Genomic DNA, 25,612 nt, shown 5'->3' with positions numbered 1-25,612 from the left:
AGATCGCCATGAGGAAGCTTCTCCTGCCCGTCCTGCTCTGTGGCACGCTGGCCGTGACCGCCTGCAGCAACATGACCCATGAACAACAGACCACGCTGAGCGGCGCGGCGATCGGCGCCGCCGGTGGTGCCGCGATCAGCGCGATCGCCGGCGGCAATGCCGGCGTCGGTGCGCTGGTCGGCGGTGCAGCCGGCGCCGTTGCCGGCAACCTGAAGGGCAAGGGCTACTGGTGAGGATTGAGGCCCGGCCGCCAGGCCGGGCCGCTTCCCCGCTCAAGGGCAAGGTCTAGGATAAAAATCCATTCCAGCGAAGCCCGTCCTTGACGCGGCGCCGGCCACCCGCGATACAGAGAGCATGTCCGTGATCGCATCCCGCATGGTCGTCAGACGCAGCCGCATCGCCGTCGGCGGGACGCCCGGACTCCGTGTGCGCTGACCCCGGTCGGCGCACCATCCCCACGCAGCCCCGCCGGAAACGGACGGGGCTTTTTTCTTGGCCGCATTCCCGGCTGCCGCGCACCCCGTCCGCCCCTCTCAGATGGAGTTCGCAGCATGCCCCAGAACATCTACGACAACCCCGCCTTCTTCGCCGAATACAGCCGGCTGCGCCGATCGGTCGAGGGCCTGGACGGCGCCCCGGAATGGCCCGCTCTGCGCGCCCTGGTGCCGGGGCTGGCGGGCCGCCGCGTGGTCGATCTCGGCTGCGGCTTCGGCTGGTTCTGCCGCTGGGCCCGGCAGGCCGGCGCCGCCGAGGTGCTCGGCCTCGACGTCTCGGAGAACATGCTGGCCCGCGCCCGGGCCACCGATCCGGACGCCGCCGTCACCTATCGCCGTGAGGATCTGGAGCGGCTGGAGCTGCCATCCGCCGCCTTCGACCTCGCATACAGCTCGCTGGCGCTGCACTACATCGCCGACCTGGAGGGGCTGCTGACGCGGCTGTACCGGGCGCTGGCCCCGGGCGGCCGGCTGGTCGCTTCGGTCGAGCACCCGATCTATTCGGCCCCGTCCGATCCGAAATGGGTGCGGGACGAGGCCGGGCGCGATGTCTGGCCGGTCGACCGCTACCTGGACGAAGGGCCGCGCGTCACCGACTGGCTGGCCAGGGGCGTGGTCAAGCAGCACCGCACCATCGGCAGCTATGCCGGGCTGCTGCTGCGCGCCGGCTTCACCCTGTCGCATCTCGAGGAATGGGGCCCGACTGGAGACCAGATCGCCGTGCATCCGGAATACGCCATCGAGCGGCAGCGCCCGCCCTTCCTGCTGCTCGCCGCCGATCGCTGAGAGGCTCCATCATGATCGCCCCGGCAGCGCGCCCTGACCCGGGCCAACGATCCCGCTTGACCGCATGTTCCTCCTATGTTCTTTTCTTTCCAGAAAGAACGTAGGAGGAACATCATGAGCAACTGGACCTTCATCCGCGAGACCGTGACCCTCACCCTGCTGTTCGGCATGTGCTACGGCCTGGCCGTGTTCGGCTACGCCTGGGGGCTGTGAGGCAGGCCCCGCCCTAGCCGATCGCCGTGGGCTCCGGCGGCAGGGGCCGGGACTTGCCCTCGCCATCGATCGCGACATAGGTGAAGGTGCCGTCGGTGACCTTGACCACGCTGTGGTCGGTGCGCCGCTGCACGAAGGTCTCGATCCGCACCTTCATCGAGCTGCGGCCATTCGACACCAGCTCGGCATAGCAGGACACGGTGTCGCCGATCCTGACCGGGGCCAGGAAGCTCATCGCCTCCACCGCCACCGTTGCCGTGCGGCCCCGCGCCCGCTCATGGGCCACCACCGCGCCGGCCAAGTCCATCTGCGACAGTAGCCAGCCGCCGAAGATGTCGCCGTTCGGATTGGCATCCTTCGGCATGGCGATGGTGCGGAGGGCCGGCATCCCGGACGGCAGCAGCAGGGTGGTCACCGATGGATCCCCAGATTTGGTTACGTTGAGATCGGAAGTGTCTATATGATGGAGGCAGCCCGCACATCCACGAGACGGCCCCGACTCCGGATCATGACAGATCTGTTCGCTCCCGGCAGCAAGACCGACAACCGCTACACCGCCAGCGACATCGAGGTCCTGGAAGGGCTGGAACCGGTGCGCCGCCGGCCCGGCATGTATATCGGCGGCACCGACGACCGCGCCCTGCACCATCTGGTGGCCGAGGTGCTGGACAACGCCATGGACGAGGCGGTGGCCGGCCACGCCAACACGATCGACCTGTCGCTCGACGCCGACGGCTTCGTCACCGTCCGCGACAACGGCCGCGGCATCCCGGTCGACGACCATCCGAAATATCCCGGCAAGTCGGCGCTGGAGGTGATCCTCACCACGCTGCATTCCGGCGGCAAGTTCTCGAACAAGGTCTACGCCACCTCGGGCGGCCTGCACGGCGTCGGCCTGTCGGTGGTCAACGCCCTGTCGGACGACCTGCGGATCGAAGTGGCGCGCGACCGCCAGGTCTATCTCCAGCGCTATTCCCGCGGCCTGCCGCAAGGGGCGCTGGAGCGCGGCGGCGCGGTGCAGAACCGGCGCGGCACCACCATCAGCTTCCACCCCGACCCGGAGATCTTCGGCGCCGACGCCCGGCTGCAGCCCGGCCGGCTGTACCGGCTGGCGCGGTCCAAGGCCTATCTGTTCCGCGGCGTCGAGATCCGCTGGCGCTGCGACCCGGCGCTGGTGGCGGGCGATGACCGCACCCCGGCCGAGGCAGTGCTGCATTTCCCCGGCGGCCTGTCCGACTATCTGAAGGCGGCGCTGGACGACCGGGCGATGCGCACCCCGACCGCCTTCGCCGGCACCGCCACCTTCCCCGACGGCGGCGGCCAGATCGAATGGGCGGTGGCCTGGCCGGAGGACGACGAGGGCTTCGTCCACACCTACTGCAACACCATCCCGACGCCGCAGGGCGGCACCCATGAGCAGGGCCTGCGCAGCGGCCTGCTGCGCAGCCTGCGCGGCTTCGCCGAGCTGGCCAACCACAAGCGCGCCGGCCAGATCATCGCCGACGACGTGATGTCCGGCGTCGCGGTGCTGCTGTCGATCTTCATCCCGAACCCGCAGTTCCAGAGCCAGACCAAGGACCGCCTGTCCTCGCCCGAGGCGACCAAGCTGGTCGAGGGCGCCATCAAGGACCATTTCGACCACTGGCTGTCGGCCGACCCGAAATCGGCCGAAGGGCTGCTGGAGTTCCTGACCGACCGGGCCGAGGAGCGGCTGCGCCGCAAGCAGGCCAAGGAGAACGGCCGCAAGACCCCGACCGCGCGCCTGCGCCTGCCCGGTAAGCTGGCCGATTGCAGCCGCAACGCGCCGGAGGGCACCGAGATCTTCCTGGTCGAGGGCGATTCGGCCGGCGGCTCGGCCAAGGCGGCGCGCAGCCGCGAGACCCAGGCGATCCTGCCGCTGCGCGGCAAGATCCTGAACGTGGCCAGCGCCTCGGCCGACAAGCTGGCCGGCAACCAGGAGGTCGCCGACCTGACCCTGGCGCTGGGCTGCGGCACCCGCAGCCAGTATTCCAGCGACCGGCTGCGCTACGAGCGGGTGATCATCATGACCGACGCCGATGTCGACGGCGCCCACATCGCCTCGCTGCTGATGACCTTCTTCTACAAGGAGATGCGCGGCCTGATCGCCGAGGGGCACCTGTTCCTGGCGCAGCCGCCGCTGTATCGGGTGCAGGCCGGCACCACCACCGTCTATTGCCGCGACGACGCCCACAAGGACGAGGTGCTGGCCAAGCAGTTCGCCGGCAAGAAGGTCGAGATCAGCCGCTTCAAGGGCCTCGGCGAGATGATGCCGGCGCAGCTGCGCGACACCACCATGGACCCGGCCAAGCGGTCGCTGCTGCGGGTCGAGCTGACGGACGATCCGGAGGACGAGATCGATGGCCGCCGCACCGCCGACCTGGTCGAGCAGCTGATGGGCCGCAAGCCGGAGCTGCGGCTGCGCTTCATCCAGCAGAACGCGGATAAGGCGACCGAACTCGACATCTGACCTGCGGCATGTGACCCTGGGCACAAGCTAGGCGGGGCGGGGCGGCCTATATCGATGGTGCCGGCCGATTGGCGGCGCCCCGAGCCGCTGCATACATCCGGGCCGGCCGCAGCATCGAGAACCGATATGATCCTGCATCGCCTCCGCCTTCCTTCCCTCGCCGCCCTTGCCGCGGCCGTCCCGATGCTCGCCGGCTGTGCCAGCGACCGGGTGGTGGTCGACGACATCGGTGTCCGCTACTCCCGGGTCGAGTTCTCGGCCGCCGCGGACGGCCGCGACCTGCGCACCGTGATCCAGGGCAATCCCTTCGGCACGCCGGGCTTCGACCAGGCGGTGCTCGGGATCATGAACCGGACCTATGTCGGGCCGAAGACCAACTTCACCGCCACGCCCGGCCCGACGGCCAAGCGCGACTATTTCGTCTCGGTGGTGTTCAACCCGTCCCCGGACGTCACGCCCTTCGCTTTATGCAACGCGCCGATCCCGACCGCGGCGCCGAACCCAGGCCGGATCACCGCCCGGGCCGCCTTCTGCATCACCGGCGGCGAGGCCACGGCCGTCACCGGCTATGTCAGCAACGTCAAAGGGCCGGACGACCCGAACTTCGTCAGCATGATCCAGCACATGATGCTCGCGATGTTCCCGTACTGACCGTCATGGGCGCCGGCCTGCCCGGCCCCCTGCGGGAGATCTGAAAGGGGGAAACGCCATGATCCTGCTTCGATGCGCCCTTGCCGTTGCGGTGCTGGCGCTGGCCGCCTGTTCCGGGCCGCGGATCGTGCGCAGCGATCTCGGCATGATGTATTCGACCGGCGAGCTGTTCGCCGCCGCCGATGGCCGCGACCTGCGCACCGTGGTTCAAGGCAACCCTTTCGGCACGCCCCGCTTCGACCAGCTGGTGACGGAGATCATGACCGCCACCTATATCGGGCCACGCACCCGCTTCACCACCACGCCAGGGCCGACGGAGAACCGGAACTACTACGTCTCGGTGGTGTTCAACGCCCAGCCCGCGGTCAACCCCTTCGACCTGTGCGACAAGAAGACCTGGACCACGGCGCCCGCGATGCGGCCGATCGTGGTGCGCGCCGCCTTCTGCATCCTCGGCGGCGAGCAATCGGCCGTGACGGGCTATCTCGACCAGGCGACCGGGCCGGATGACCCGAACTTCACCAGCTTGATCCGCAACCTCACCATCCAGCTCTTCCCCTACGTCTCACCGGTGCCCTTCGGCCGTCCGGATTTCGGCTAGGCCGCGAGACGCCCGAGCCAGGCGGCCAGCGCGGCGTTGACCGCCTCGGGCCGCTCCATGGTCGAGAGATGGCCGCTGTCCTCGACCACGGCCAGCCCGGCGCCAGGGATCAGCCCGGCCATCTCCTCCGACACCGGCAGCGGGGTCAGTTCGTCCTGCCGGCCGCAGATCACGACCGTCGGGCAGCCGATGCGCGGCAGGTCTGGCCGGCTGTCCGGCCGCCCCAGGATCGCGGTCTGCTGCCGCAGGAAGGCGTCGCGGCCGATCCGCGCGGCCATCGCCATCACCCGCCCGGTCAGCACCGGGTCCTCGAGCCGGGCGGGGTGCAGCAGCAGCGGCAGCAGCCGCGGCGTCACGCCCTTGAACTTGCCGGTCCGGGCCAGCGCGATCAGGCCGCGCCGGCGGCGGCTCTGCTCCTCGGTGTCCGGCCGGGCCGAGGTGTCGATCAGCGCCAGCCCGGCCACCCGCTCGGGCGCCCGGCGCATGATCTCGAGCGCGACATAGCCGCCCATCGACAGCCCGGCCAGGGCGAAGCGCGGCGGCGCCGCGATCAGGGCGGCCTCAGCCAGCCCCGCCACCGAATCAGCGCCGGCGAGGTTGGCCACCGCCACCGGCCGCCCGGCTGAAAAGGCGTTGAGCTGCGCCGTCCACAGATCGGCGTCGCACAGCAGGCCGGGCAGGAACAGGACCGGCAGTGTCATCGCAGGAAGGCGCTGACCGTGCGGAACTCCTCGGTGGCGGCCTCGCCCAGCCACTCGAAGCAGACCATCTCGGCAGTCACGATCTCGATGCCGCCCTGCACCAGCCGCAGCTCCGACACCGCCGTGCTGCGCGGCGCCCGCGCCGTGGTGGCATCGATCGCGACCACCGGCCGGAAGCCGGCGTCATGCAGGTCGAAGGCGGTCTGCAGCACGCAGACATGGCTCTCCAGCCCGCACAGCACGATGGTGCGGCGGCCGATGCCCTCGAGATGGTCCAGCAGCGCCGGCTCGCCGACGGCGGAGAACCGGACCTTCGGCACCACCGGCGCGTCCGGCGCCAGCGCCACCAGGTCGGGCAGCGTCGGGCCCAGGCCCTTCGGATATTGCTCGGCGAACAGCACCGGCACGTCGAGCGCCACGGCGCTGCGGATCAGCGTCTCGATCCCCTTCCGCGCCGCCGCGAAATCATGCATCGCCGACACCAGCTTCTCCTGCACATCGACCACAAGCAGGACGCCGTCATTCCGGTCGAGCAGCATTCGTCACCTCTTCCCAATCATCACCGCGGTGGCATGACTCGCGCCGCGCTAGGGTGAGCCATGCCCTGATGTCTCGATAGTTTCAATTGACTTGACGAGGGTTTTTCCCATTTAAAGGGCCTGCGGCGGGCCGCTCGGCGCGCCCCCATTAGTAAAGATTCCTGTACGATGCTCTTTTCGGATCTTGGGCTGAAGCCCGAAATCCTGCGTGCCGTGGACGATGTCGGCTACACCACGCCGACGCCGATCCAGGCCCAGGCCATACCTTACGTGTTGATGGGCCGCGACGTCCTCGGCATTGCGCAGACCGGGACCGGCAAGACCGCCGGCTTCACCCTGCCGATGCTGGAGATCCTCGCCTCCGGCCGGGCCCGGGCGCGCATGCCGCGCTCGCTGATCCTGGAGCCGACTCGCGAGCTGGCCGCCCAGGTGGCCGAGAATTTCGAGCTGTACGGCAAGTACGAGAAGCTGTCCTACGCCCTCCTGATCGGCGGCGAGAGCTTCGAGGACCAGATCAAGAAGCTGGACCGCGGCGTCGACGTGCTGATCGCCACGCCCGGTCGCATGCTCGACCTGTTCGAGCGCGGCAAGGTCCTGCTGGCCGACGTCAAGATCCTGGTGATCGACGAGGCCGACCGGATGCTCGACATGGGCTTCATTCCGGACATCGAGCGCATCGTCGGCCTGCTGCCGCCGCTGCGGCAGACCCTGTTCTTCAGCGCCACCATGCCGCCGGAGATCCGGCGCCTGTCGGACGCCTTCCTGAGCAATCCGAAGCAGATCTCGGTGGCGCCGCCGGCGACCACCGGCGAGAAGCTCGAGCAGCACATCGTCATCGTCGAGGCCGAGGACAAGCGCAAGGCGCTGCGCCACCTGCTGCGGCAGGAGGACGTCAAGAGCGCCTTCGTGTTCTGCAACCGCAAGCGCGACGTCTCGGTGGTGTTCAAGTCGCTGCAGAGCCATGGCTTCAATGCCGGGCAGATGCATGGCGACCTGGTCCAGTCGGTGCGCAACGAGACGCTCGACAAGTTCAAGCGCGGCGAGATCACCACGCTGGTGTGCAGCGACGTCGCCGCCCGCGGCATCGACGTCAGCGACATCGGCCATGTCTTCAACTTCGACGTGCCGATCCATGCCGACGACTACGTCCACCGCGTCGGCCGCACCGGCCGCGCCGGCAAGACCGGCACGGCCTATTCGATCGCGACGCCCGAGGAAGGGCGCTTCGTCAAGACGATCGAGAGCCTGATCAAGAAGCCGATCCCGCTGCTGGTGCTGCCGGAGATCGGGCTCGAGGGCTTCCTGTCCGAGGACGAGATCAAGCAGCGCGGCAAGTCCCGCCGGCGCGGCGAGCGCGCCGACGCGCCGAAGCGCCGTGGTCGCGACTCGGCACCGGAGGAGCGCGCCGAGGCGGCGCCGCGTCCTGCCGAGGACCGGCCGCGCCGGGATACCCCCCGCGAGGATCGCGTCGAGGCGGTGCCTTCCCACGCCGAGGATCGGCCGCGCCACGACGACGCGCGACGGGGCGGCGATCGGCCGCGCCGGGACGCTCCCCGCCGTGGCGACCGTGGCGACGATCGCGGCCGTGACCGGCGGCAGCATCGCGACGATCATGACGATACGCCGGTGCTCGGCCTCGGCGATCACGTCCCGGCCTTCCTGCTGCGCCCCGTGCCGCAGCGCAAGCGCAACACCGCCGAGGTCACCGAAACCGCCGCTTAGCTTCGCACGGCCGTAACCGACGTTGACTTCGCCCCTTCGCATTCGGCACAAGGGGCAGCGGCTCGCGTCGGAGCATGGAAGCGGCAGTGAAGCGAATCAATCGGTTATCGATCTTTCTCAGCGCCGTTTCCGCAATCGCCATGCTGTCGGCGATCGGCGCATCGGCCCAGGAGCAGGGCCCGCAGCAGACGCCGCCAGCCGCAGCGGCCGCGGAGATTCCCTCGCGGCCCGACACGCCGGCCGGGCAGCAGCAGCCCCCGGTGATCAGCGCCGATGAGCTGATCTACGACCAGACCCTCGGTCTGGTCACCGCCCGCGGCAAGGTCGAGATTCACCAGAATCACCAGATCGTGCGGGCCGACCAGGTCACCTACAACCAGAAGACCCAGGTGGTCGCCGCCAGCGGCCACGTCACCATGGTGCAGCCGGGCGGCGAGGTGATGTTCGGCGACTATGCCGAGCTGACCGACGACCTGAAGGACGGCTTCATCCAGCAGGTGTCGCTGATCCTGTCCGACAACTCGCGCATGGTCGGCAACAGCGCGGTGCGCGAGCGCGGCGAGATCACCACCATCGACCGCGCCGTCTATTCGCCCTGCAACCTGTGCAAGGACGATCCCACGGCGCCGCCGCTGTGGCAGATCCGGGCCGTGCGGGTGACCAACGACGCGGTGTCGAAGGACATCATCTACCACGATGCCTTCATCGACCTGTTCGGCGTGCCGCTGTTCTACACGCCCTACTTCTCGATGCCCGACCCCTCGGTCGACCGGCGCCAGGGCTTCCTGTTCCCGACCTTCGGCGCCACCTCCGATGTCGGGCCGTTCTTCGGGCTGCAATACTATTTCGACATCTCGCCGGACCAGGACGCCACGGTCGGCGCCATGACCACGCGGGATGCCGGCACGCTGTTCAGCGGCGAGTACCGCAAGCGTTTCGATAAGGGCCTGGTCACCCTCAACGGCAGCATCAACCAGAGCGGCTACGACAAGATCCTGAACGACAATTCAGGCTTCAACGGTAGCAACCTCAACTTCCGCTCGCAGCAGGTCCGCTGGCACCTCTTCGGGTCCGCCCGCTACGACTTCGATCAGAACTGGCGGTTCGGGACCGACATCCAGCGCACATCGGACCGGACCTATCTCGACAACTTCAACATCTCCAGCGCCGACGTGCTGCAGAGCCGGGCCTATGCCGAGGGCTTCTATGGACTGAACTACATCTCGGTCGAGGCGCTGGACTGGCAGGATCTGCGCACCCCCGGCACCGGGATCGGCAACAAGGGCTTCTCGCCCACCGTGCTGCCCTGGGCTCAGGCCAACTATGTCAGCGAGCCGAACACCCTGTTCGGCGGCCAGTGGTTCGTCAACGCCAGCGCCATCAGCCTGCTGCGCGACTTCGACCCGGTGACCAGCGACCCGACCCGCGGCATCGACACCCGCCGCCTGTCCAGCCAGGTCGGCTGGCAGCGCGACTTCTACACCGACAGCGGCATCGTGCTGAACGCACGCGGCTATCTGCGCGGCGACCTGTACCAGTCGAACGACATGCCAGACGGGACCAAGGTGATCAATGGCGGGCCCGACGAGGTTCTGACCGAGGACGCCAGTGCCGCCCGCCTGTTCCCTGTCGCCACGCTGACCGCGCGCTACCCCTTCGTCGGCCAGATCGGCACCTACCAGCAACTGCTGGAGCCGATCGTCAGTTTCAGCGTCGCGCCGGGGATCAGCAACGGCAACAAGATCCCGAACAACGACAGCGCCGACATCGAGTTCGACGAGATCAACCTGTTCAGCGAGAACCGCTTCCCCGGCCTCGACCGGGTCGAGGGCGGCCAGCACGTCTCCTACGGCTTCCGCTACGGCCTCTACGCGCCGGACGGCGCCAACGCCACCTTCTTCCTGGGCCAGAGCTACCGGTTCGAGAAGGATGACGACTTCCCGGAGAGCTCCGGCCTGCGCGACAAGGTGTCGGACTATGTCGGCCGCGTCACCCTGCATCCGGCGCCATATCTGAACCTCGACTGGCGGTTCCGGCTGGACAAGGACAACTTCTATAGCCGCCGGCAATTCGTCCAGGCCACCACCACCCCGGCGGACTGGCTGAACCTGAACGTCAATTACAGCCTGCTCGACGACAAGGGCCCGGACGACGACGGCAACACCTTCAACCAGCAGCAGCTCGGCGCCGGCGGCACCGCCAAGATCTCGGACTATTGGTCGCTGTCGACCGGGATGACCTACGACATCCAGAACATGCGGCCGTTCACCTACAGCGCCGGCGCGCAGTATATGGACGAGTGCTTCACCTTCGGCGTCACGGTGCAGCGCCGCTTCACCACGGCCGAGGACCAGAAGGAAGGCTACTCCGTCTTCCTGACGCTGAACCTGAAGAATCTCGGCGAGGTGCCGCTGAAGCTGAGCGGCGAGCAGAGCCGCACACCGGGCACCTGACCGGCGGCCGATCTCACCGCTCCGGCGTGGCGATGCGCGACCAGGGCAGGACATAGCCGATCCCGTCGCGCTCGCCGCGCTGCACCTCGACCGCATAGGCGCGGCGCAGGTGATCGTCGGTCAGCACCTCGTGCGGCGGGCCGTCGGCCAGCACCGCCCCGTCCTGCAGCAGCACCAGCCGGTCGCAGAACCGACCGGCCAGCGCCAAGTCGTGCAGCACCACCAGCACGCCGGCGCCGGCCCGGGCACGGGCCTGCAGCAGCTCCATGATCTGCAGCTGGTGGAATGGATCCAGCGCCGCCACCGGCTCGTCGGCGAACAGCATCGGCGCCTCGACGGCCAGCGCCCGGGCGAACAGCACCCGCATCCGCTCGCCGGCCGACAGGGTGCCCACCGTGCGCCGCCGCAGATGCGCCGCATCCGCCGCTTCCAGCGCCCGCGTCACCGCGTCATGGTCCGCCGCCGACATCCCGCCGAGCGCCCGCCGGTGCGGCAGCCGCCCCAGCGCCACCAGATGGTCGGCCCGCAGCGGCCACTGCACCTCGTCGCCCTGCATCAGCACCGCCAGGCCCCCGGCCAGCCGGTCGCGGCCGAGCTGCCGGGCCGACAGCCCGTCATAGCGCACCGTGCCGGCATCCGGCGCCTGCAGCCCGGCCAGCACGCGCAGCAGCGTGGTCTTGCCGGCGCCGTTCGGCCCGATCAGCCCGACCAGCGCGCCCGGCGCCAGCGCCAGGTCGATGCCGGCGAGGACCGGGCGGCCGCCGAGCGCAAGGTGCAGCCCTGTCGCATCGATCCGCATCAGGCGCTCCGCCGCAGCCGCCAGATCAGGCTGAACAGGAAGGGCGCGCCGATCACCGCGGTGACCACGCCCAGCTTCAGCTCCGGCTGCACCCGCACCAGCCGCAGCCCGATATCGGCCAGCAGCAGCAGCACGGCGCCGCCCAGGCCGCTGACCAGCAGCAGCCGCCCCGGCCGGTGCCCGACCAACGGGCGCAGCAGATGCGGCACAACCAGTCCGACGAAGCCGATCGCCCCGGTCACCGCCACCGCGCTGCCGACCGCCAGCGCGGTGCCGGCGATCAGCTGCAGCCGCAGCCGGCCGAGGTCGAAGCCCAGGCTGGTCGCGGTGTCCTCGCCCAGGGTCAGCGCGTCCAGCGCCCGCGTCCCGGCCAGGATCAAGGCCCAGCCGACCGCCATCGGCGGCAGCACCAGCCAGACATGCTCCAGGCTGCGGTCGGCCAGCGACCCCATCAGCCAGAACACGATCTCCAGCGCCGCATAGGGGTTCGGCGACAGGTTCAGCGCCAGGGCGGTCAGGGCCCCGGCGGCGCTGCTGATGGCGACGCCGGCCAGGATCACGGTCATGGTGCCGGCGCCGCGCCGGGCCAGCGTGAGCAGCAGCAGCGTCGCCAGCACCGCCCCGGCGATGCCGCCCAGCGGCAGGGCCAAAGCGAAGCTGCCGGCGAGGCCCGTGTAGAACACCAGCACGGCGCCGAGCGCCGCCGCGGCCGAGACGCCGATCACGCCGGGCTCGGCCAGAGGGTTGCGCAGCAGCCCCTGCATCGCGGCGCCGCCGAGGCCGAGGCTGAACCCGACCAGCAGGCCCAGCAGCGCCCGCGGCAGCCGCAGCTCCAGCAGCACCAGCGCCGGCAGGCTCCGCCGCCCGGCCAGCAGGTCGCCGATCGCGGCCGGCAGGTCGAGCGACGCATATCCGGTGGCGACCGACCCGGCGAGACAGGCCAGCGCCGCCACGGCGAGGCCGGCGAGCAGAAGCGGATAGGATGCCGCCGAGGCTCGGCGATCCGTGGTCTCGGCAGTCATGGCGACTCTCCTGCTGCCTCACGGCCAGCGGCGGCGATCAGGGCCGCGGCGTCGGCGACCTCGGGCCCGCCGCAGGTCCACAGCCGCGCTGGCACCCGGACCAGGCGCAGATCCGGCAGGGCGGACAGGATCGGATGGTCCAGCACCGCCTCGCCCAGCGACGGCGCCCGGTTCTCCGGCTGGTTCAGGATCAACAGCCGCACCCCGGCCAGCGCCACCCGCTCCAGCGGGATTTCGCCGTAATTCTCCAGCCCCTGCTCGGCGGCGAGGTTGCGGACGCCGGCCCGGCGCAGGATCTCGTCGACCAGGGACCCGCGGCCGGCGGTGAAGCCGTTCGGGCGCAGTACCACCGCCAGCGGTGGCGATGCCGGTCTCCGGACCGCCGCGAGCTTCTCGTCCATCGCTGCGATCATAGCCTCGCCGCGCTCCGTCCGGCCCAGGGCCGCCGCCACCTCGCGGATCTGGGCGCGGACGCCGTCCAGGTCCTGCGGCACGCCCAGCTCCAGCACCGGCATTCCCAGGCGGCGCAACAGCGCCACCGTGCTGCGGGCAGTGAAGGCGCCAACCACGACCAGATCCGGCTCCAGCGCCGCCACCTCCTCCGCCAGCGCGTGATTGACCGGCACGGAGGCCGCCTCTTCCGCCACTATCGAATTCTCCGGGTCACGCGCCAGCCAGCTCACCGACTGCACAGCGGCGCGGTCGGCCAGGCGCAGCACAAGCGCATCGGCGCAGAGGTTGAGCGAGACGATCCGATGCGGTCCGGCCATGGCGGGCGCCGCGAGCCCGAGGGCCAGGAGCAGCGGGATCGCGGCGGGACGGCGCATCGCCGCGACGCTAATGGGCGGCCGGCCGGGCGGTCAACAGCGCATCAAGGCCGAGCGCGGCGGCGTTGGCGCCGGAATCCCGATAGGGCGGCAACCGGTCCTCTTCGCGCAGGTCGCTGTCGCAGATCGCCACCATCCGCGGCACCCAGCGCACGACATGGTCGACCAGGGCGCGCACTGCCGGCACCAGGCCGCGGCGCGAGGCGAACACCGCCTGCACCTCGCCCTCCGGCACCCGCCAGCCCCACAGCACATGCTCCAGCAGCCCGGCCTCGATCGCCGGCCGGCAGATATAGTCCGGCAGCAGCGCGGCGCCGAGCCCGTCGATCGCGGCCTGGCGCAGGGTGAACATGTCGTCGCTGGCCAGCCGCGGCACATGCGGCACCGATTGCGGGGCGCCGGCGGCGTCGACCAGGGTCCAGACATGGCGGCCATCGGCATGGTGCAGGTCGAGCGTGCCCAGGCGGATCAGGTCGACCGGCTCCGCGGGGCGGCCGACGCGATCGAGCAGCGCCGGCGCCGCCACCACCACCGCCCGGGTCTGGGACAGCACCCGCACCACGACATCGGAGGGCTCGGTCGGCGGCCGGCGCACGCGGAAGGCCAGGTCGACGCGCTCGTCGATCACGTCGACGCGGCGGCCGGTCAGCTCCATGGCGATGCGCACCGCGGGATGGGCTGCCAGGAAGCTGTTGATCAGGGGCGCGATCATGGTCTGCGCCAGGATGTGCGGGCAGGTAACGCGGATCAGCCCGCTCGGCTCGGACCGTGCCTGGGCCACCGCCTGCTCCGCCGCCTCGGCCTCGGCCAGCAGGGCCTCGCAATGGCGCAGGAAGGTCTCGCCGACATCGGTCAGCGACAACCGGCGGGTCGAGCGCTGCAGCAGCCGGACTCCCAGCCCCTCCTCCAGCGCCGCGATCCGGCGGCTGAGCCGCGACTTGGGCAGGCCGAGCGCCCGGCCGGCGGCGGTGAAGCCGCCCAGCTGCGCCACCTTGGCAAAGAGGCGGAGGTCGTTGAGGTCGAGCATGGCCGTCACTCGTAGTGAATTGTCTCACACATAGAACGATCCATCGCAAAAATCCAGACTACAGGCAGATTGCCACCATCCGTAAATACAATGCCGATGTCATTTGCACTCACGGAGGGGTCCATGAAGATCCTGCAGATCGATTCCAGCCCGCTCGGCGACGCCTCGGTGTCGCGCCAGCTGACCCGTGCCACTGTCGAGGCCTGGCGCGCCCACTACCCGCAGGCCGAGCTGGTGTATCGCGACCTCGTCGTCGACGCGCCCGCGCACCTGGACGCCGAGCGCGTGGCGGTGGTGAAGTTCGGCAAGGATGCCGAGCTGACCCCGGCGCAGACCGAGGAGCGGGCGCTGATCGACGCGATCGTCGGTGAGTTCCTGTCGGCCGACGTCGTGGTGATCGGCGCGCCGATGTACAACTTCACCGTCCCGACCCAGCTGAAGGCCTGGATCGACCGGCTGGCCCAGGCCGGCCGCACCTTCCGCTACACCGAGACCGGCCCGGTCGGCCTGGCCGGCGGCCGCAAGGTGATCATCGCCTCCTCGCGCGGCGGCATCTACACCGCCGGCCTCGAGGCCCTGGACCACCAGGAGGCCTATCTGCGCGCCATCCTCGGCTTCATCGGCGTCACCGACATCGACTTCGTCCGCGCCGAAGGCCTGGGCTACGGCCCGGAACACCGCGACCGCGCCGTCGCCGAGGCGCATCAGCAGGCCAAGGCCTCGCCGGGTCTGGCTGCGGCGGCTTGAGGATCATCGCCCGCAAGGTTGGGTTCGCGAAGCGCGAACCCAACCTTGCGGGGGCCGCTCACCGCATCACCGGCATGGTGAATTCCGCCCCGCCCTTGATGCCGGTCGGCCAGCGCTCGGTCACCGTCTTCAGCTTGGTGTAGAAGCGCACCCCGTCCGGCCCGTACATGCCGAGGTCGCCGAAGGCCGAGCGCTTCCAGCCGCCGAAGCTGTGGAACGCCATCGGCACCGGGATCGGCACGTTGACGCCGACCATGCCGACATTGCAGTTGCTGACGAAGGTCCGCGCCGCATCGCCGTCGCGGGTGAAGATCGCGGTGCCGTTGCCGTATTCGTGCTTGTTCACCAGGTCCAGCGCGGTCGCGAAATCCGGCGTTCGCACCACCGACAGCACCGGCCCGAAGATCTCCTCCCGGTAGATCCGCATCTCTGGCTGCACCTGGTCGAACAGGCAGCCGCCGACGAAGTAGCCGTTCTCGTAGCCCTGCAGCTTCAGGCCGCGGCCGTCGACCACCAGCTTCGCGCCCTCCTGGACGCCGATGTCGACATAGCCGCGCACCTTGTCGTAGTGCTGCTTCGTCACCAGCGGCCCCATCTCGGCGTCCGGGTCCGTGCCCGGCGCCACCTTCAGCGCCCGCACCTTGGGCTCCAGCTTCTGGATCAGCTTGTCGCCGACGTCACCGACCGCGACCGCCACCGAGATCGCCATGCAGCGCTCGCCGGCCGAGCCGTAACCCGCGCCCATCAGCGCGTCGACCGCCTTGTCCAGGTCGGCGTCCGGCATCACCACCATGTGGTTCTTGGCGCCGCACAGCGCCTGCACCCGCTTCCCATGTGCCGCCGCGGTCGCATAGATGTACTCGCCGATCGCGGTCGAGCCAACGAAGCTGACCGCCGCCACGCCCGGATGGGTCAGGAGCGTGTCGACCGCGACCTTGTCGCCATGCACCACGTTCAGCACGCCCGGAGGGGCCCCGGCCTCGATCAGCTTGGCCGCCATCCAGTTGGCGGCGGACGGGTCCTTCTCCGACGGCTTCAGCACGAAGGTGTTGCCGCAGGCGATGGCGACCGAGAACATCCACAGCGGCACCATCACCGGGAAGTTGAACGGCGTGATGCCGGCGCAGACGCCGACCGGCTGGCGGATCGAGAAGCTGTCGATCTCGCGCCCGACATTCTCGCTGAACTCGCCCTTCAAGAGATGCGGGATGCCGCAGGCGAACTCCACCACCTCGAGGCCGCGCTGGATCGACCCCTTGGCGTCGGACAGCACCTTGCCGTGCTCGGCGGTGACGATCCGCGCCAGTTCCTCGATGTTCTCCTCAATCAGCTGCTTGAAGCGGAACATGATGCGGGCGCGGATCACCGTCGGTGTCGCCGCCCAGCCGGGCAGCGCCTTGCGGGCCGCGGCTATGGCGGCGCCGACCTCCTCGGCCGAGGCGAAGTCGACGCGGCCCGAGACCTCGCCGGTCGCCGGGTTGAACACGTCGCCGGCGCGGCCGCTGCGGCCGGGCGCGGCCTTGCCGTCGATGAAGTGATAGATCGGATCCACGCTGCGCTCCTCCAAACGGAACTCTGTTTAGACGACAGTTTAAACGCCGCCGATTTGCCGCGCCCCTCGCGACGGGCTTGGCGGCCGGGGGGCCCCTGTCGTAACTGTCGGCCATGCTACGGCGGCAACGTCCGCCGGCAAAGGATTTGGATGGGGTTCATGGGTCTCGGTCTCTACGATCCGGAGAGTCGCTACCGGCGGCGCGTCTGGGGCGCGATCATCCGCGTCTTCTTCTCGATCACCGTGCTGGTGGTGGTGGCGGCCTTCGCCTATCAGATCGGGGTCGAGCGGACCCGCGGCCAGATCGCGACGCTGCAGGCCCAGGTCGGCACGCTGACCCAGGACAAGAGCGGGTGGGAACAGCAGCGGGTGCAGCTGCAGGCGGCGGCGCAGACGGCGCAGATCCAGTATCGCGAGCTGATGGCCCGATTCGAGCGCGAGGTGCCGACCGGCACCTATCGCGAGATGGCCGACAAGGTGGCGCAGCGCCTGCAGTCCGGGCTCGACCCGCAGCGCCTGGCCTTCTACATCGACCAGGCTGCGGCGCCGCGCGACTGCAAGCCGGGCGAGAGCAAGCGCTTCATCCTGCCGACCCAGAACGCGGCGGGATCGAACAGCTCGGTCGCCTTCGCCAACAACACCATCGCCGTGACCGGCCGCGGCGAGAGCGCGGTGGACGACAACAACAAGGCGCAGTCCTGGTTCGACCCGGCCAAGAGCGTGACCGTCAACTTCCGCGGCATCGACGGCAAGCAGGCCACCGCCACCGGCGTGCTGCCACTGTTCCAGACCATCGTGGTCGGCGACAAGGAGTACCGCTTCAGCCTGGTCGAGGGCGAGCGCAGCTTCGTCCGCGTCACCAACGAGGTCTGCGCGTTTCCCTGATCGAGGAGCCGACGATGCCGCCCTCCCCGCTCCGCCGCGTGGTCATCACCTATGAACCCGAGGCGGCGTGCCGGGCGCGGCTGCAGGCGGCCGGATTCGATCCCGCCGTCACGGCGGAAATCGCCTGCTATCTGGCCCAGGCGACCGACCTGGAGGCGATCCGGCCGGAGCTCACGGCAGCGCTCGGCGAGGCCGGGCTGGAGGCCGAGTTCATCGAGATCGACGGGCTGATCGGCGCCCTGCCCGGCCTCGTCGCCCGGCGCGACGACACCATCCTGTGGTGCCAGACCGACGGCATCGCCTATTACCGCGGCAGCGCCGTCAGCGCCCTGGCGCGGCTGGCCGGGATTCCAACCTACGGCAGCCCGCCGCAAGCCCAGCATCTGTGCCAGGACAAGTTCAAATGCACCGCTTTAGCCGCGGCGGCCGGCCTGCCGGTGCCGCCGACCGCCCTGGCGGAGGGGCGGCGGATCATTGCCGGCGCCGCAGTGCTGGACGGGCCGGGGCCATTCTTCGTCAAGCCGAACACGCTCGGCGCCAAGATCGGCATCTTCGCCGATTCCCGGACCGCGGATGCGGCGGCGGCGCTGGAGGCTGCCACGAGGCTGTGGGACCGCTATCGCGACCGGGCGGTGATCCAGCCCTTCCTGCCGGGCCACGACGTCCGGGTCAGTTTCATGGACACCGGCCGCCCCCTGGCCGCGTCGCTGGGCATCGCCCGGCTGGGCCGCGACCCCGGCAGCGAGACCGGCGGCGCCTTCATGACCATGCGCGACAATGCCAGCCTCTCCGGCAGCCGCGACACCGAGGGCGGCCGCACCGGCTTCGGCGAGACGCAGGACCGCGCCTTTGTCCCGCGGTTGTCGGATCTGCGCGCCGAGGCCGGCCCGGCGGCGGCCCGGACCGTCGCCGCGGCCGAGGCGCTGGTGCCCCGCCTGGCCGAGATCTTCGGCCTGCGCGACTATTTCTCGGTCGACCTCCGCGCCGGCGAGGACGGCGACGTCAGGATCCTGGAGTTCGAGACCTGCCCGGCGGTGACGATCTACGACTTCCAGACCTATCTGCGTGATGCTTACGGCCTGTCGCTGGGCGCCGCACTCGCCCGCTCCCTGGCCCTGGCGCATCGCCGGCCGGCGGAACCGTGAGGCTTTGACCGCTGCCGCTTCCGGTCCAGGATCGGGCGGCCTGATCGCAAGGGGGAGCAGACACATGGCGAGCGAGACCGTCGCGCCGGCCAGTCCGATCTCGTCGGACGACGTGCCGTGGCAGGAATGGTCGGACATCCCACGCTTCACCATGCGCTACCGCCACCTGACCCGGGCCGCGGTCGGCGACGACTATCATGTCGGCGTCGCCATCGAGGAGTTGGGCCCGGGCAAGCAGAGCTCGCCGGCGCACTACCACATCTTCGAGGAGGAGCATGTCTACATCCTCGAGGGCACGGTCACCGCGCGGCTCGGCACCGACACCCATGAGATGAAGGCCGGGGACTATATCTGCTACCCGGCCGGGCAGCAGGCCGGGCATTGCCTGGTCAACACCGGCAACACGACCTGCCGCTACGTGGTGGTGGGCGAGAAGAACCCGAACGAGGTCTGCGTCTACACCGACACCAGCAAGGTGCTGGTGCGCCCCCTGGGGCGGCGGGCGATCTTCGACATGGCGGCGATGCGCAATTACTGGGACGGCGAGGACACCGGCCTGCCGGCCGGCGTCGCCCCGCCCACCGATGCCGCGGTGACCGAGGCTGCGGTCGTGCCGAAGCCGCCGATCTCCGAAGCCGCGGTCGACTGGCATGAGGACGGCGTGCCCGGCAGCGCGCGGTTCGGCGGCCGGTCGAAGCACCTGACCCATGCGGCGGTCGGGCCTGGCTACCGTGTCGGCGTGCTGATCGAATCCCCGGCGCCCGGCAAGCGCCTGTGCCCGACACACTACCACATGCTGGAGGAGGAGCACGCGCTGGTCCTCGAAGGCCAGGTGACGCTGATCCTCGGCGACGAGCGCCACGAGTTGGAAGCCGGCGACTATGTCTGCTTCCCCGCCGGCCGGAAGGTCGGCCATTCCTTCATCAACAGCGGCCCGGGCCCCTGCCGCACCCTGATGATCGGCCAGCGCAACCCGAACGAGGTCTGCGTCTATCCGGATTCGAACAAGATGGCGGTCGGCGCGCTGCGCAGCCAGGACGACATCTTCGACATGTCGGGACTGCGGCGATACTGGGATGGCGAGGACGCTTGATGGCCGGCGTCGCCAGAGTCCAGGTCAGATGCGACCCAGGAAGGCGAGCACCCGCCGGGTGAGCAGCGCCGTCGCCTCCGCGTCATAGGACGGGAGCGAGCTGTCGGCGAAATAGTGCTGGTGCCGTCCCGGCAGCGGGTGTGGCCCGCCGGCAACGGATCGGCACTGTAACAAACTATACATTTTTGTATGTATGTTACGAATTTGGCCGAGGCTAGGGTTTTTGCTGTCTCAGGCACACGATTAAAGCAACCCACCAAGCCCAATCGACTGTGCCTTCGACGACACAGAGCTCGGCCGACAGGCGGGCGTCTTGCGTGTATCGCCCCGCGTCGGTGCGGGTAGAGGGAGGCAGAATGAAGCAGGTATTGCTGGGAGGCACGGCGCTGGCCGCTGCCGCGTTGATCGGGGCCATGCCGGCATCGGCGGCCGATGCGAATGTGACGTCCGGTCTGCAGTTGAAGATCACCGGGTTCGTCGCCGCGCAATCCGCGCTGGTGCTCACCGACACCCAACACAGCGACTTCGACCGCGATTACGACTTCCAGACCAATGCGCGGATGCAGTTCGACGTCAAGAACGTCACTGATTCCGGCCTCGAATACGGCGGCCGCATCCGCTTCGACTCGATCAACCGCCGCGACAACGTCCTGGTCGACCGCACCTATGTCTATGTGAAGGGCAGCTTCGGCACCATCACCTTCGGTGACGGGCCGACCGTCGCCGACGATTTCGGCTATGTCTACGCCCATGACGAGCTGGCCGGGGCCGTCGGGGCCGGCGGCATGGATTTCGGCGACCTGCTGGACGGCGACTTCCCGCTGGGCGGCGGCAACTTCTACTCGATCGATGCCACCTATCTCGGCGGGCTGGCGAACGACGATACCCGCATCAAATACACCTCGCCGACGATCAACGGCTTCAGCTTCGGCGTCGATTTCACTCCGGTCGTGGGCGGCTCGACCCATGCCGGCCCCGGCGGCCGCAATGACCTGGTCAACGACAGCAGCACGCTGTACGAGAACGTCGTCACCGGCGGCGTCGGCTGGGACGGCGACATCGGCGGCGGCACCGACCTGCGCCTGGCCGCCACGGCTGCCTATGGCAACGGCGTCACCACCGACAACAACCCGGAGCACCACGACCTCGAGGCCTACACCCTTGGCGGCCGGGTCAAGTCGGGCGGCATCGCCGCCAGCGTGAACTGGACCCACTACTCGACCCTGTACCTGACCGACAAGTCGGTGGACACGGTCATCGGCGATCTGAGCTACCAGTGGGGTCCGTTCCTGACCTCGGTGTCCTATGCCTATACCTGGGCCGGCAGCAACAACGGGCTGACACAGCCCTATACCGGCGCCACGGACCTGCAGGACAACCACATCGCCGGCGTGAACCTGACCTATACGCTGGCGCCAGGCCTGAACACCTATGCGGAAGTGATCTACGAGAGGCAGAACTTCCGCGAGGGCAAGGATTTCGAGAACGCCAACCTGCTGACCGGCATCAACCTGGCCTTCTGAGGCCCAGGCCAAACCGGCGGTTGGCCCGAGAAGACCGGACGCGACAGATCGCTCCTAAGGTCTCTGTCTCGTTCCCTCCTAGACTGAAAGATCGCGTCCGGTCGACGGGGATGCGCGGTGCTGCCAACCGCGCATCCCTTTTTTCGTGGCTAAGGCGCCGCCGGGTTCTTGCCGACCACCTTCTGCAGGTCGCGGTCGACCTGGACCTTGACGTCCTGCTCGACCCGGACGTTGAGGTTGATCTCGATCGGCTTGTCCGGCGGCACCACCCGGATCACCGGCGAGCAGGCGCCGAGCAGCGCGGCAAGGCAGAGGCCGGCGCCAGCGGCGCGGGATCGGTCGGTCATCGGGCCCCTTCCCTTTTCAGCATCGCGGATCGGTCCGGCGCCCCAGCCGCTCCACGTAATAATCCCGGATCCGGTCGCCGATCCGCGCCAGCGCCAGGCTGCGGCGGGCAATGACGTAGAGCTCGCCCGACAGGTTGACGTTGAGCGCGATCGGAAAGCCGCCATAGAGGTCGGGGTTGGAGCCGCGCACCGCCAGCTTCACATTCGCCTCGCCGTCGCTGCGGCCGTCCAGCGTCGCCCGCAGCGACTGATACTGGAAGTTGCGCAGCGCCGCCATCAGCGTGTCCATGCCCGGTTCGGCAGCCGCGGCCGCCTTGATCTCGTCCGGCGCCGTCGCACCGCCATAGCGGATCTCGCCCGGGCCGCGCGTCGCCAGCACGCCGTTCTCGACCACGATCGTGTCGCGGTCGAGGCGGAACGGGATGGTGCCGTCGACGATGCCGGTGGCGCGCACGTCGTCCAGCCCGGCCGCGGCGACGGCGCGGGCGAGGTCTAGCCCTTCGATCCTGAGCACCGAGGGCCGCCGCCGGCCCGATCCGCCCTCGACGCTGACCTTGGCCCCGGTCCAGTCCAGCGCCGCCCGCCGCAGATCGACGCCGCCGGCCGGGCTCCAGCCGAAGCGGGCGTCGACATCGGTCAAAGGCGGCATCTCACCATCCAGGAGGAACCGGCCGATCCGGACCCGCTGGCCGGCCGGCAGCCGCAGCGGCGAGAACCGGTCGAGCCGCAGCTGGGCCGTCGCCCCCTCGGCCCGGCCCCAGGGCGTGCGGAAGGCGGCGTTGCGCAGCCGCAGATCCAGCGCGGTCTCCGCGGCGCTGCCCCAGGCGATCCGGCCGCTGCCCTCCATCCGGCCGTCGACGCAGGCCAGCGGCAGCGCGGCCAGGGCCGGCACCACATCTTTCGGCTGCAGGCCGCGGCGGCGGAACCGCACGGGGTCGAGCACCAGGTCGAGGCCGCCGTCGCCGGTGGTCAGGTCGTGCTGGCCGGTGCCGGCGGCGCGGGCCCGGCCTTCCGGATCAGTCAGCTCGGCGTCCAGCGACAGGATGTCGGTGGCGGCGTCGAGCCGGCTGCGCAGCGTCGCCTTCATCGGCACCACCGGATTGCCCTCGATCGCCAGCCGCGCCGCGGTCAGGCTGGCGTCGAACGGAACCGCGGCGCCGGGGACGACCGCGACCTCGGCGTCGACATCCTCGACCGTCAACCCGGCACCGGGCAAAGCCAGCTTGCCGTCCGCCGCGGTCAGGCGATAGCTGCCCTCGGGCTGCGCCGCCGGCGCGATGGCGAGAACCGGCGTTGTCGCGGTCAGCCGGGTCGCGTCCGCGCCGGCGCCGATCGACAGGTCCAGTGCCAGGGCCGGCATCGACGCCCGCACCAGCGGTGGCCGGTCGCTGTCGAGATCGGTCTCCAGCAGCGGCCGGCCCTCGGCATCCGGGCACAGCTGCGCCGCCGCCGGCTCGGCCAGGCGCAGCCGCGGCGTAAAATCCTGCGCCGGAACGGCCAGCGACAGGCATCCGCCCTGCACCGGCCGCACCGTCAGATGCTGGCCGACCGTGTCGACCCGGACCGTGCCCTGCGCCGTGGCGTTGCCGCCCGCCTTGCCCGGCAGGCCGATCGCCGAGCTGCCCGACAGCGTCGCGGTCCAGCCGGCATCGGTGGTCTCGCCCGACACCGTCATCGGGCCGGGGTCGATAGTCAGGCCGATCGCCTCGAACGGGTCGAGGTCCAGCACCGCCTCCGGCACCCGGACCTTGGCCTGGCCGGCATCGTTCAGCCCGAGCTCGGCGTCGATCGAGCCGGCGACGTCGAAGCCGGCGACATTGCCCTTGGTCGCGCCGGCCAGCCGGGTCCACCAGGTGTCGGCCTCACGGCTGAACTCCAGCCGCTGCGGCCCGCCGTCGCCGGGCAGCCAGTCCAGGTCGACCGCGAGCTTGCCGGAGGCGAAGCGGCCCGCCACCTTCCAGGGCCGGCTGCCGGCCAGGGTCAGTGTGCCGCCGGACAGGTCGATGGCGGCGCTCAACTGTCCGGTCTGCAGCGCCACGCCGCTGCCGGCCTGGACGCCGTCGGTCGAGACCCGGATGAAGCCGTCGGCCAGGAGCTGCGGCAGCTCGTCGAGGCTGGGCAGGCCTGGGGTGCGCAGGGTCAGCCAGGCGTTGACGCTGGCCTTGCCGGTCACCCCGCCCTCGAAGCCCAGGGCCGGCGCCACCGCGGCGAGATTGTCGGCGGCGACCTGCACCGCCAGGTCGGTGCCCCCGCCCTGCTTTGCGCCCTGCAACTGCAGCCCCAGGCTGCCATCGCCGGTGCCGATCTTGGCGCCGACGATCAACTGCTGCAATTGCTCCAGCGTCCCATTGCCCTGCACACCGAAATCGTGGAACCGGGCCGTGCCGCGCTCGACCTCGGCGACCGTCAGCGCGCCCTGGATCTCGCCGCTGCTGTCGCGTTCGCCGCCATAGGCGATCCAGCCGGTGACCCCGTCGAGCGACAGCTGGTCCGACCGGAAGCTGGCCCGTTCCAGCTGCACGCCGCCATAGATCTGGCCTTCGGGGGTGTTGGTCAGATCGAACTTGGCCTGGGCCGCGCCGCCGGCGCCGGCCGGGCGCAGCTGCCCCTTCCACACCAGCCGGCCCAGCTCGTTGACCGCGCCTTCGGCCTCGACCGGGGTGCGGATCCGGCCCCAGGGCGTGTCGATCACGATCGTGCTGTCGCTGACCGAGATGGTCCGGAATGGGATCGCACCCAGCCCGCCGCCGCCACCGCCCTCCAGCACCTCCATCCGCGGCAGGTCCAGCGAGCCGGACCGGTCGATGCCGAGGCGGATCGACACGCCGGACAACGCGATCGAGGTCAGGTGGCCCTGGCGGATCAGGGTCCAGGGGTTGAAGCCGAGCGAGATGCGGTCGATCGTGATCCGCCCTTCGGCCACGGCGATGCCGCCGATCTCGGCCGAGCCGAGATCGACGCTGGACACGGTCAGCCGCTCCACCGGCACGCCCTCAGCCCTGAGGCGGGAGATCGCCTCCGCCTCGATCCAGCCGGGCAGCAGCCCGCGCGCCGCGACCGCGACCCCGACCAGGGTCGCGAGCAGAGCGAGGATGCCGATCGTCCAGCGGCGACGGGGAATAAAGCGCGCCATCCTGCCAGTCTAGCCGAGCCGGCGGGGCAAAACAGCGTGCGCATTGGGGGCGTCGCGGCGAACCCGCCTACGACCACAACTCCTTCAGCATGTAACTGGTTTCCTCCAGCACGCCAGCCGGGGAACAGGCATGGCCGGGGACGATGCCGAACAGGCGGAAGCCGAGGCTCGCATACAGCGCCTCGCCGCTGTCGCCGCGCCTGGTATCGAGCAGCAGCAGGGTGCGGCCGTGCCGGCGCGCCAGCTCCTCGGCCGCCAGCATCAGCCGCCGGGCGATGCCGCGGCGCCGCGCCGACGGATGCACCAGCAGCTTGGCGATCTCGGCCCGATGGCGGCCATTGGCCGGCATACCGAGCACGAGCTGCACAGTCCCGACCGTGCGCCCGTCCAGCCGGGCCACGATCAGCCGCCGGGCGCCGCTGCAGAAGGCGGGCTCCAGCCCCAGCCAGAACTCCCGCGCCGCTGCGACCGAGAAGGGCAGCACGAAGCCGACGCTGGCACCGTCCAGCACGCAGCCATGCAGCACTTCGGCGAGGTCGTCGAGATGAGCGGCGAGGCCGTCAGGGGCGACCTCCGCCAGGGTGACCGGAGACAAGGCGGTGTCGGGCATGGCGGCGCTCATGGCTTGCACAGGGCGATGACGTAATGGGCCGGCTGCGGGCCGGGGCAGTGGAAGCGGGTCGGCCCGAACAGGCGGTAGCGCAGGCAATCCCCCGGACCGAGACGGTGGACGACGTCGTCGACCAGCAGCTCCAGCGCCCCGTCCAGCATCCAGACATGCTGCTCGATGCCGTGGATCGGCGGCGTGTCGTAGCTGACCACGGCGCCGGCCGGCAGCACGCCCTCGACCAGCTCGCCGCGGAA

The 25,612-nt window shown here is 70.0% G+C and carries 25 protein-coding genes; 12 read left to right on the top strand and 13 right to left on the bottom strand.

Features of this window, described 5'->3' with window-relative positions; all coding sequences use genetic code 11:
* Positions 1–8: 8 nt before the first annotated feature.
* The gene (locus FFK22_RS06035) at positions 9–233 is read left to right on the top strand and encodes a YMGG-like glycine zipper-containing protein (RefSeq protein WP_138886874.1); all 225 of its coding nucleotides are present in this window, start codon (positions 9–11) and stop codon (positions 231–233) included.
* Between the two features lie 318 nt (positions 234–551).
* Positions 552–1,280 (top strand): bifunctional 2-polyprenyl-6-hydroxyphenol methylase/3-demethylubiquinol 3-O-methyltransferase UbiG, encoded by a 729-nt coding sequence (locus FFK22_RS06030; RefSeq protein ID WP_138886873.1) that lies wholly within the window; start codon positions 552–554, stop codon positions 1,278–1,280.
* A gap of 226 nt (positions 1,281–1,506) precedes the next feature.
* Here FFK22_RS06030 and FFK22_RS06025 read toward each other — a convergent pair whose 3' ends face one another.
* Positions 1,507–1,908: an acyl-CoA thioesterase gene (locus tag FFK22_RS06025; RefSeq protein WP_221938424.1), complete on the bottom strand. Its 402-nt coding sequence runs from the start codon at positions 1,906–1,908 to the stop codon at positions 1,507–1,509.
* Between the two features lie 93 nt (positions 1,909–2,001).
* Between FFK22_RS06025 and parE the strand changes: the two genes are divergently transcribed.
* From parE to FFK22_RS06010, 3 genes are all read left to right on the top strand, one after another.
* Complete coding sequence (gene parE, locus FFK22_RS06020; RefSeq protein WP_138886872.1) at positions 2,002–3,981, top strand: DNA topoisomerase IV subunit B; 1,980 nt, start codon at positions 2,002–2,004, stop codon at positions 3,979–3,981.
* 126 nt (positions 3,982–4,107) lie between these two features.
* Positions 4,108–4,632 (top strand): hypothetical protein, encoded by a 525-nt coding sequence (locus FFK22_RS06015; RefSeq protein WP_138886871.1) that lies wholly within the window; start codon positions 4,108–4,110, stop codon positions 4,630–4,632.
* A 58-nt stretch (positions 4,633–4,690) separates the two neighbouring features.
* Entirely contained in the window at positions 4,691–5,233 is a 543-nt protein-coding gene (locus FFK22_RS06010; protein ID WP_138886870.1) for a hypothetical protein, read from the top strand.
* Here FFK22_RS06010 and FFK22_RS06005 read toward each other — a convergent pair.
* Positions 5,230–5,934 carry an alpha/beta fold hydrolase gene (locus FFK22_RS06005; protein ID WP_138886869.1) on the bottom strand — a complete coding sequence of 235 codons (705 nt, stop codon included), beginning with the start codon at positions 5,932–5,934 and terminating at the stop codon, positions 5,230–5,232. The two genes, FFK22_RS06010 and FFK22_RS06005, sit on opposite strands and share 4 nt — an antisense overlap.
* A complete protein-coding gene (locus FFK22_RS06000; RefSeq protein ID WP_138886868.1) occupies positions 5,931–6,473 on the bottom strand; it encodes an isochorismatase family protein in 543 nt (180 codons plus the stop codon). Before FFK22_RS06000 ends, FFK22_RS06005 begins: the two co-directional genes overlap by 4 nt.
* A gap of 168 nt (positions 6,474–6,641) precedes the next feature.
* On the opposite strand from FFK22_RS06000, the gene FFK22_RS05995 reads away from it, so the two are divergent.
* Together FFK22_RS05995 and FFK22_RS05990 are read left to right on the top strand one after the other, a co-directional pair.
* A complete protein-coding gene (locus tag FFK22_RS05995; RefSeq protein ID WP_138886867.1) occupies positions 6,642–8,195 on the top strand; it encodes a DEAD/DEAH box helicase in 1,554 nt (517 codons plus the stop codon).
* Between the two features lie 86 nt (positions 8,196–8,281).
* On the top strand, positions 8,282–10,648 hold the full coding sequence (locus tag FFK22_RS05990) for an LPS-assembly protein LptD (protein ID WP_186002333.1): 2,367 nt from the start codon (positions 8,282–8,284) through the stop codon (positions 10,646–10,648).
* 13 nt (positions 10,649–10,661) lie between these two features.
* On the opposite strand, the gene FFK22_RS05985 is transcribed toward FFK22_RS05990, so the two are convergent.
* The 4 genes from FFK22_RS05985 to FFK22_RS05970 are packed head-to-tail and all read right to left on the bottom strand — an operon-like array spanning position 10,662 to position 14,323.
* Positions 10,662–11,447: an ABC transporter ATP-binding protein gene (locus FFK22_RS05985; RefSeq protein ID WP_138886865.1), complete on the bottom strand. Its 786-nt coding sequence runs from the start codon at positions 11,445–11,447 to the stop codon at positions 10,662–10,664.
* Positions 11,447–12,469 (bottom strand): iron ABC transporter permease, encoded by a 1,023-nt coding sequence (locus FFK22_RS05980; protein WP_138886864.1) that lies wholly within the window; start codon positions 12,467–12,469, stop codon positions 11,447–11,449. Before FFK22_RS05980 ends, FFK22_RS05985 begins: the two co-directional genes overlap by 1 nt.
* Positions 12,466–13,296: an ABC transporter substrate-binding protein gene (locus FFK22_RS05975; RefSeq protein ID WP_138886863.1), complete on the bottom strand. Its 831-nt coding sequence runs from the start codon at positions 13,294–13,296 to the stop codon at positions 12,466–12,468. The genes FFK22_RS05980 and FFK22_RS05975 overlap by 4 nt, the downstream gene beginning before the upstream one ends.
* Positions 13,297–13,306: 10 nt before the next feature.
* Complete coding sequence (locus tag FFK22_RS05970; RefSeq protein ID WP_138886862.1) at positions 13,307–14,323, bottom strand: LysR substrate-binding domain-containing protein; 1,017 nt, start codon at positions 14,321–14,323, stop codon at positions 13,307–13,309.
* A 123-nt stretch (positions 14,324–14,446) separates the two neighbouring features.
* Here FFK22_RS05970 and FFK22_RS05965 point away from each other — a divergent pair, with 123 nt between their 5' ends.
* The gene (locus FFK22_RS05965) at positions 14,447–15,070 is read left to right on the top strand and encodes an FMN-dependent NADH-azoreductase (protein ID WP_138886861.1); all 624 of its coding nucleotides are present in this window, start codon (positions 14,447–14,449) and stop codon (positions 15,068–15,070) included.
* A 58-nt stretch (positions 15,071–15,128) separates the two neighbouring features.
* On the opposite strand, the gene FFK22_RS05960 is transcribed toward FFK22_RS05965, so the two are convergent.
* Positions 15,129–16,622 carry a CoA-acylating methylmalonate-semialdehyde dehydrogenase gene (locus FFK22_RS05960; RefSeq protein WP_138886860.1) on the bottom strand — a complete coding sequence of 498 codons (1,494 nt, stop codon included), beginning with the start codon at positions 16,620–16,622 and terminating at the stop codon, positions 15,129–15,131.
* A gap of 159 nt (positions 16,623–16,781) precedes the next feature.
* On the opposite strand from FFK22_RS05960, the gene FFK22_RS05955 reads away from it, so the two are divergent.
* The 3 genes from FFK22_RS05955 to FFK22_RS05945 all read left to right on the top strand — a co-directional run bounded on the left by FFK22_RS05955 (position 16,782) and on the right by FFK22_RS05945 (position 19,745).
* Entirely contained in the window at positions 16,782–17,507 is a 726-nt protein-coding gene (locus FFK22_RS05955) for a hypothetical protein (protein WP_138886859.1), read from the top strand.
* Positions 17,508–17,521: 14 nt separating this feature from the next.
* Complete coding sequence (locus FFK22_RS05950) at positions 17,522–18,652, top strand: RimK family alpha-L-glutamate ligase (RefSeq protein ID WP_138886858.1); 1,131 nt, start codon at positions 17,522–17,524, stop codon at positions 18,650–18,652.
* 64 nt (positions 18,653–18,716) lie between these two features.
* The gene (locus tag FFK22_RS05945; protein WP_138886857.1) at positions 18,717–19,745 is read left to right on the top strand and encodes a cupin domain-containing protein; all 1,029 of its coding nucleotides are present in this window, start codon (positions 18,717–18,719) and stop codon (positions 19,743–19,745) included.
* A gap of 24 nt (positions 19,746–19,769) precedes the next feature.
* Here FFK22_RS05945 and FFK22_RS42745 read toward each other — a convergent pair whose 3' ends face one another.
* Positions 19,770–19,928, bottom strand: a complete 159-nt coding sequence (locus tag FFK22_RS42745) for a hypothetical protein (protein WP_186002340.1) — start codon at positions 19,926–19,928, stop codon at positions 19,770–19,772.
* A 173-nt stretch (positions 19,929–20,101) separates the two neighbouring features.
* Between FFK22_RS42745 and FFK22_RS05940 the strand changes: the two genes are divergently transcribed.
* Positions 20,102–21,268, top strand: a complete 1,167-nt coding sequence (locus tag FFK22_RS05940; protein WP_138886856.1) for a porin — start codon at positions 20,102–20,104, stop codon at positions 21,266–21,268.
* Positions 21,269–21,417: 149 nt separating this feature from the next.
* Here FFK22_RS05940 and FFK22_RS05935 read toward each other — a convergent pair whose 3' ends face one another.
* The 4 genes from FFK22_RS05935 to FFK22_RS42740 all read right to left on the bottom strand — a co-directional run.
* Positions 21,418–21,615 (bottom strand): YnbE family lipoprotein, encoded by a 198-nt coding sequence (locus FFK22_RS05935; RefSeq protein ID WP_138886855.1) that lies wholly within the window; start codon positions 21,613–21,615, stop codon positions 21,418–21,420.
* Between the two features lie 16 nt (positions 21,616–21,631).
* Positions 21,632–24,748, bottom strand: a complete 3,117-nt coding sequence (locus FFK22_RS05930) for a YdbH domain-containing protein (RefSeq protein WP_138886854.1) — start codon at positions 24,746–24,748, stop codon at positions 21,632–21,634.
* Between the two features lie 67 nt (positions 24,749–24,815).
* Positions 24,816–25,358 (bottom strand): GNAT family N-acetyltransferase, encoded by a 543-nt coding sequence (locus FFK22_RS05925; RefSeq protein ID WP_138886853.1) that lies wholly within the window; start codon positions 25,356–25,358, stop codon positions 24,816–24,818.
* Positions 25,359–25,366: 8 nt separating this feature from the next.
* Positions 25,367–25,612, bottom strand: a 246-nt coding sequence (locus FFK22_RS42740) for a cupin domain-containing protein (RefSeq protein ID WP_186002332.1), incomplete at its 5' end; no start/stop codon positions are given.

It is taken from the genome of Mycobacterium sp. KBS0706 (assembly GCF_005938675.2).
Lineage (GTDB): Bacteria > Pseudomonadota > Alphaproteobacteria > DSM-16000 > Inquilinaceae > Inquilinus.
Note: the sequence above shows the minus strand (reverse complement) of the source record. Positions and strands in the feature narration are given on the sequence as shown.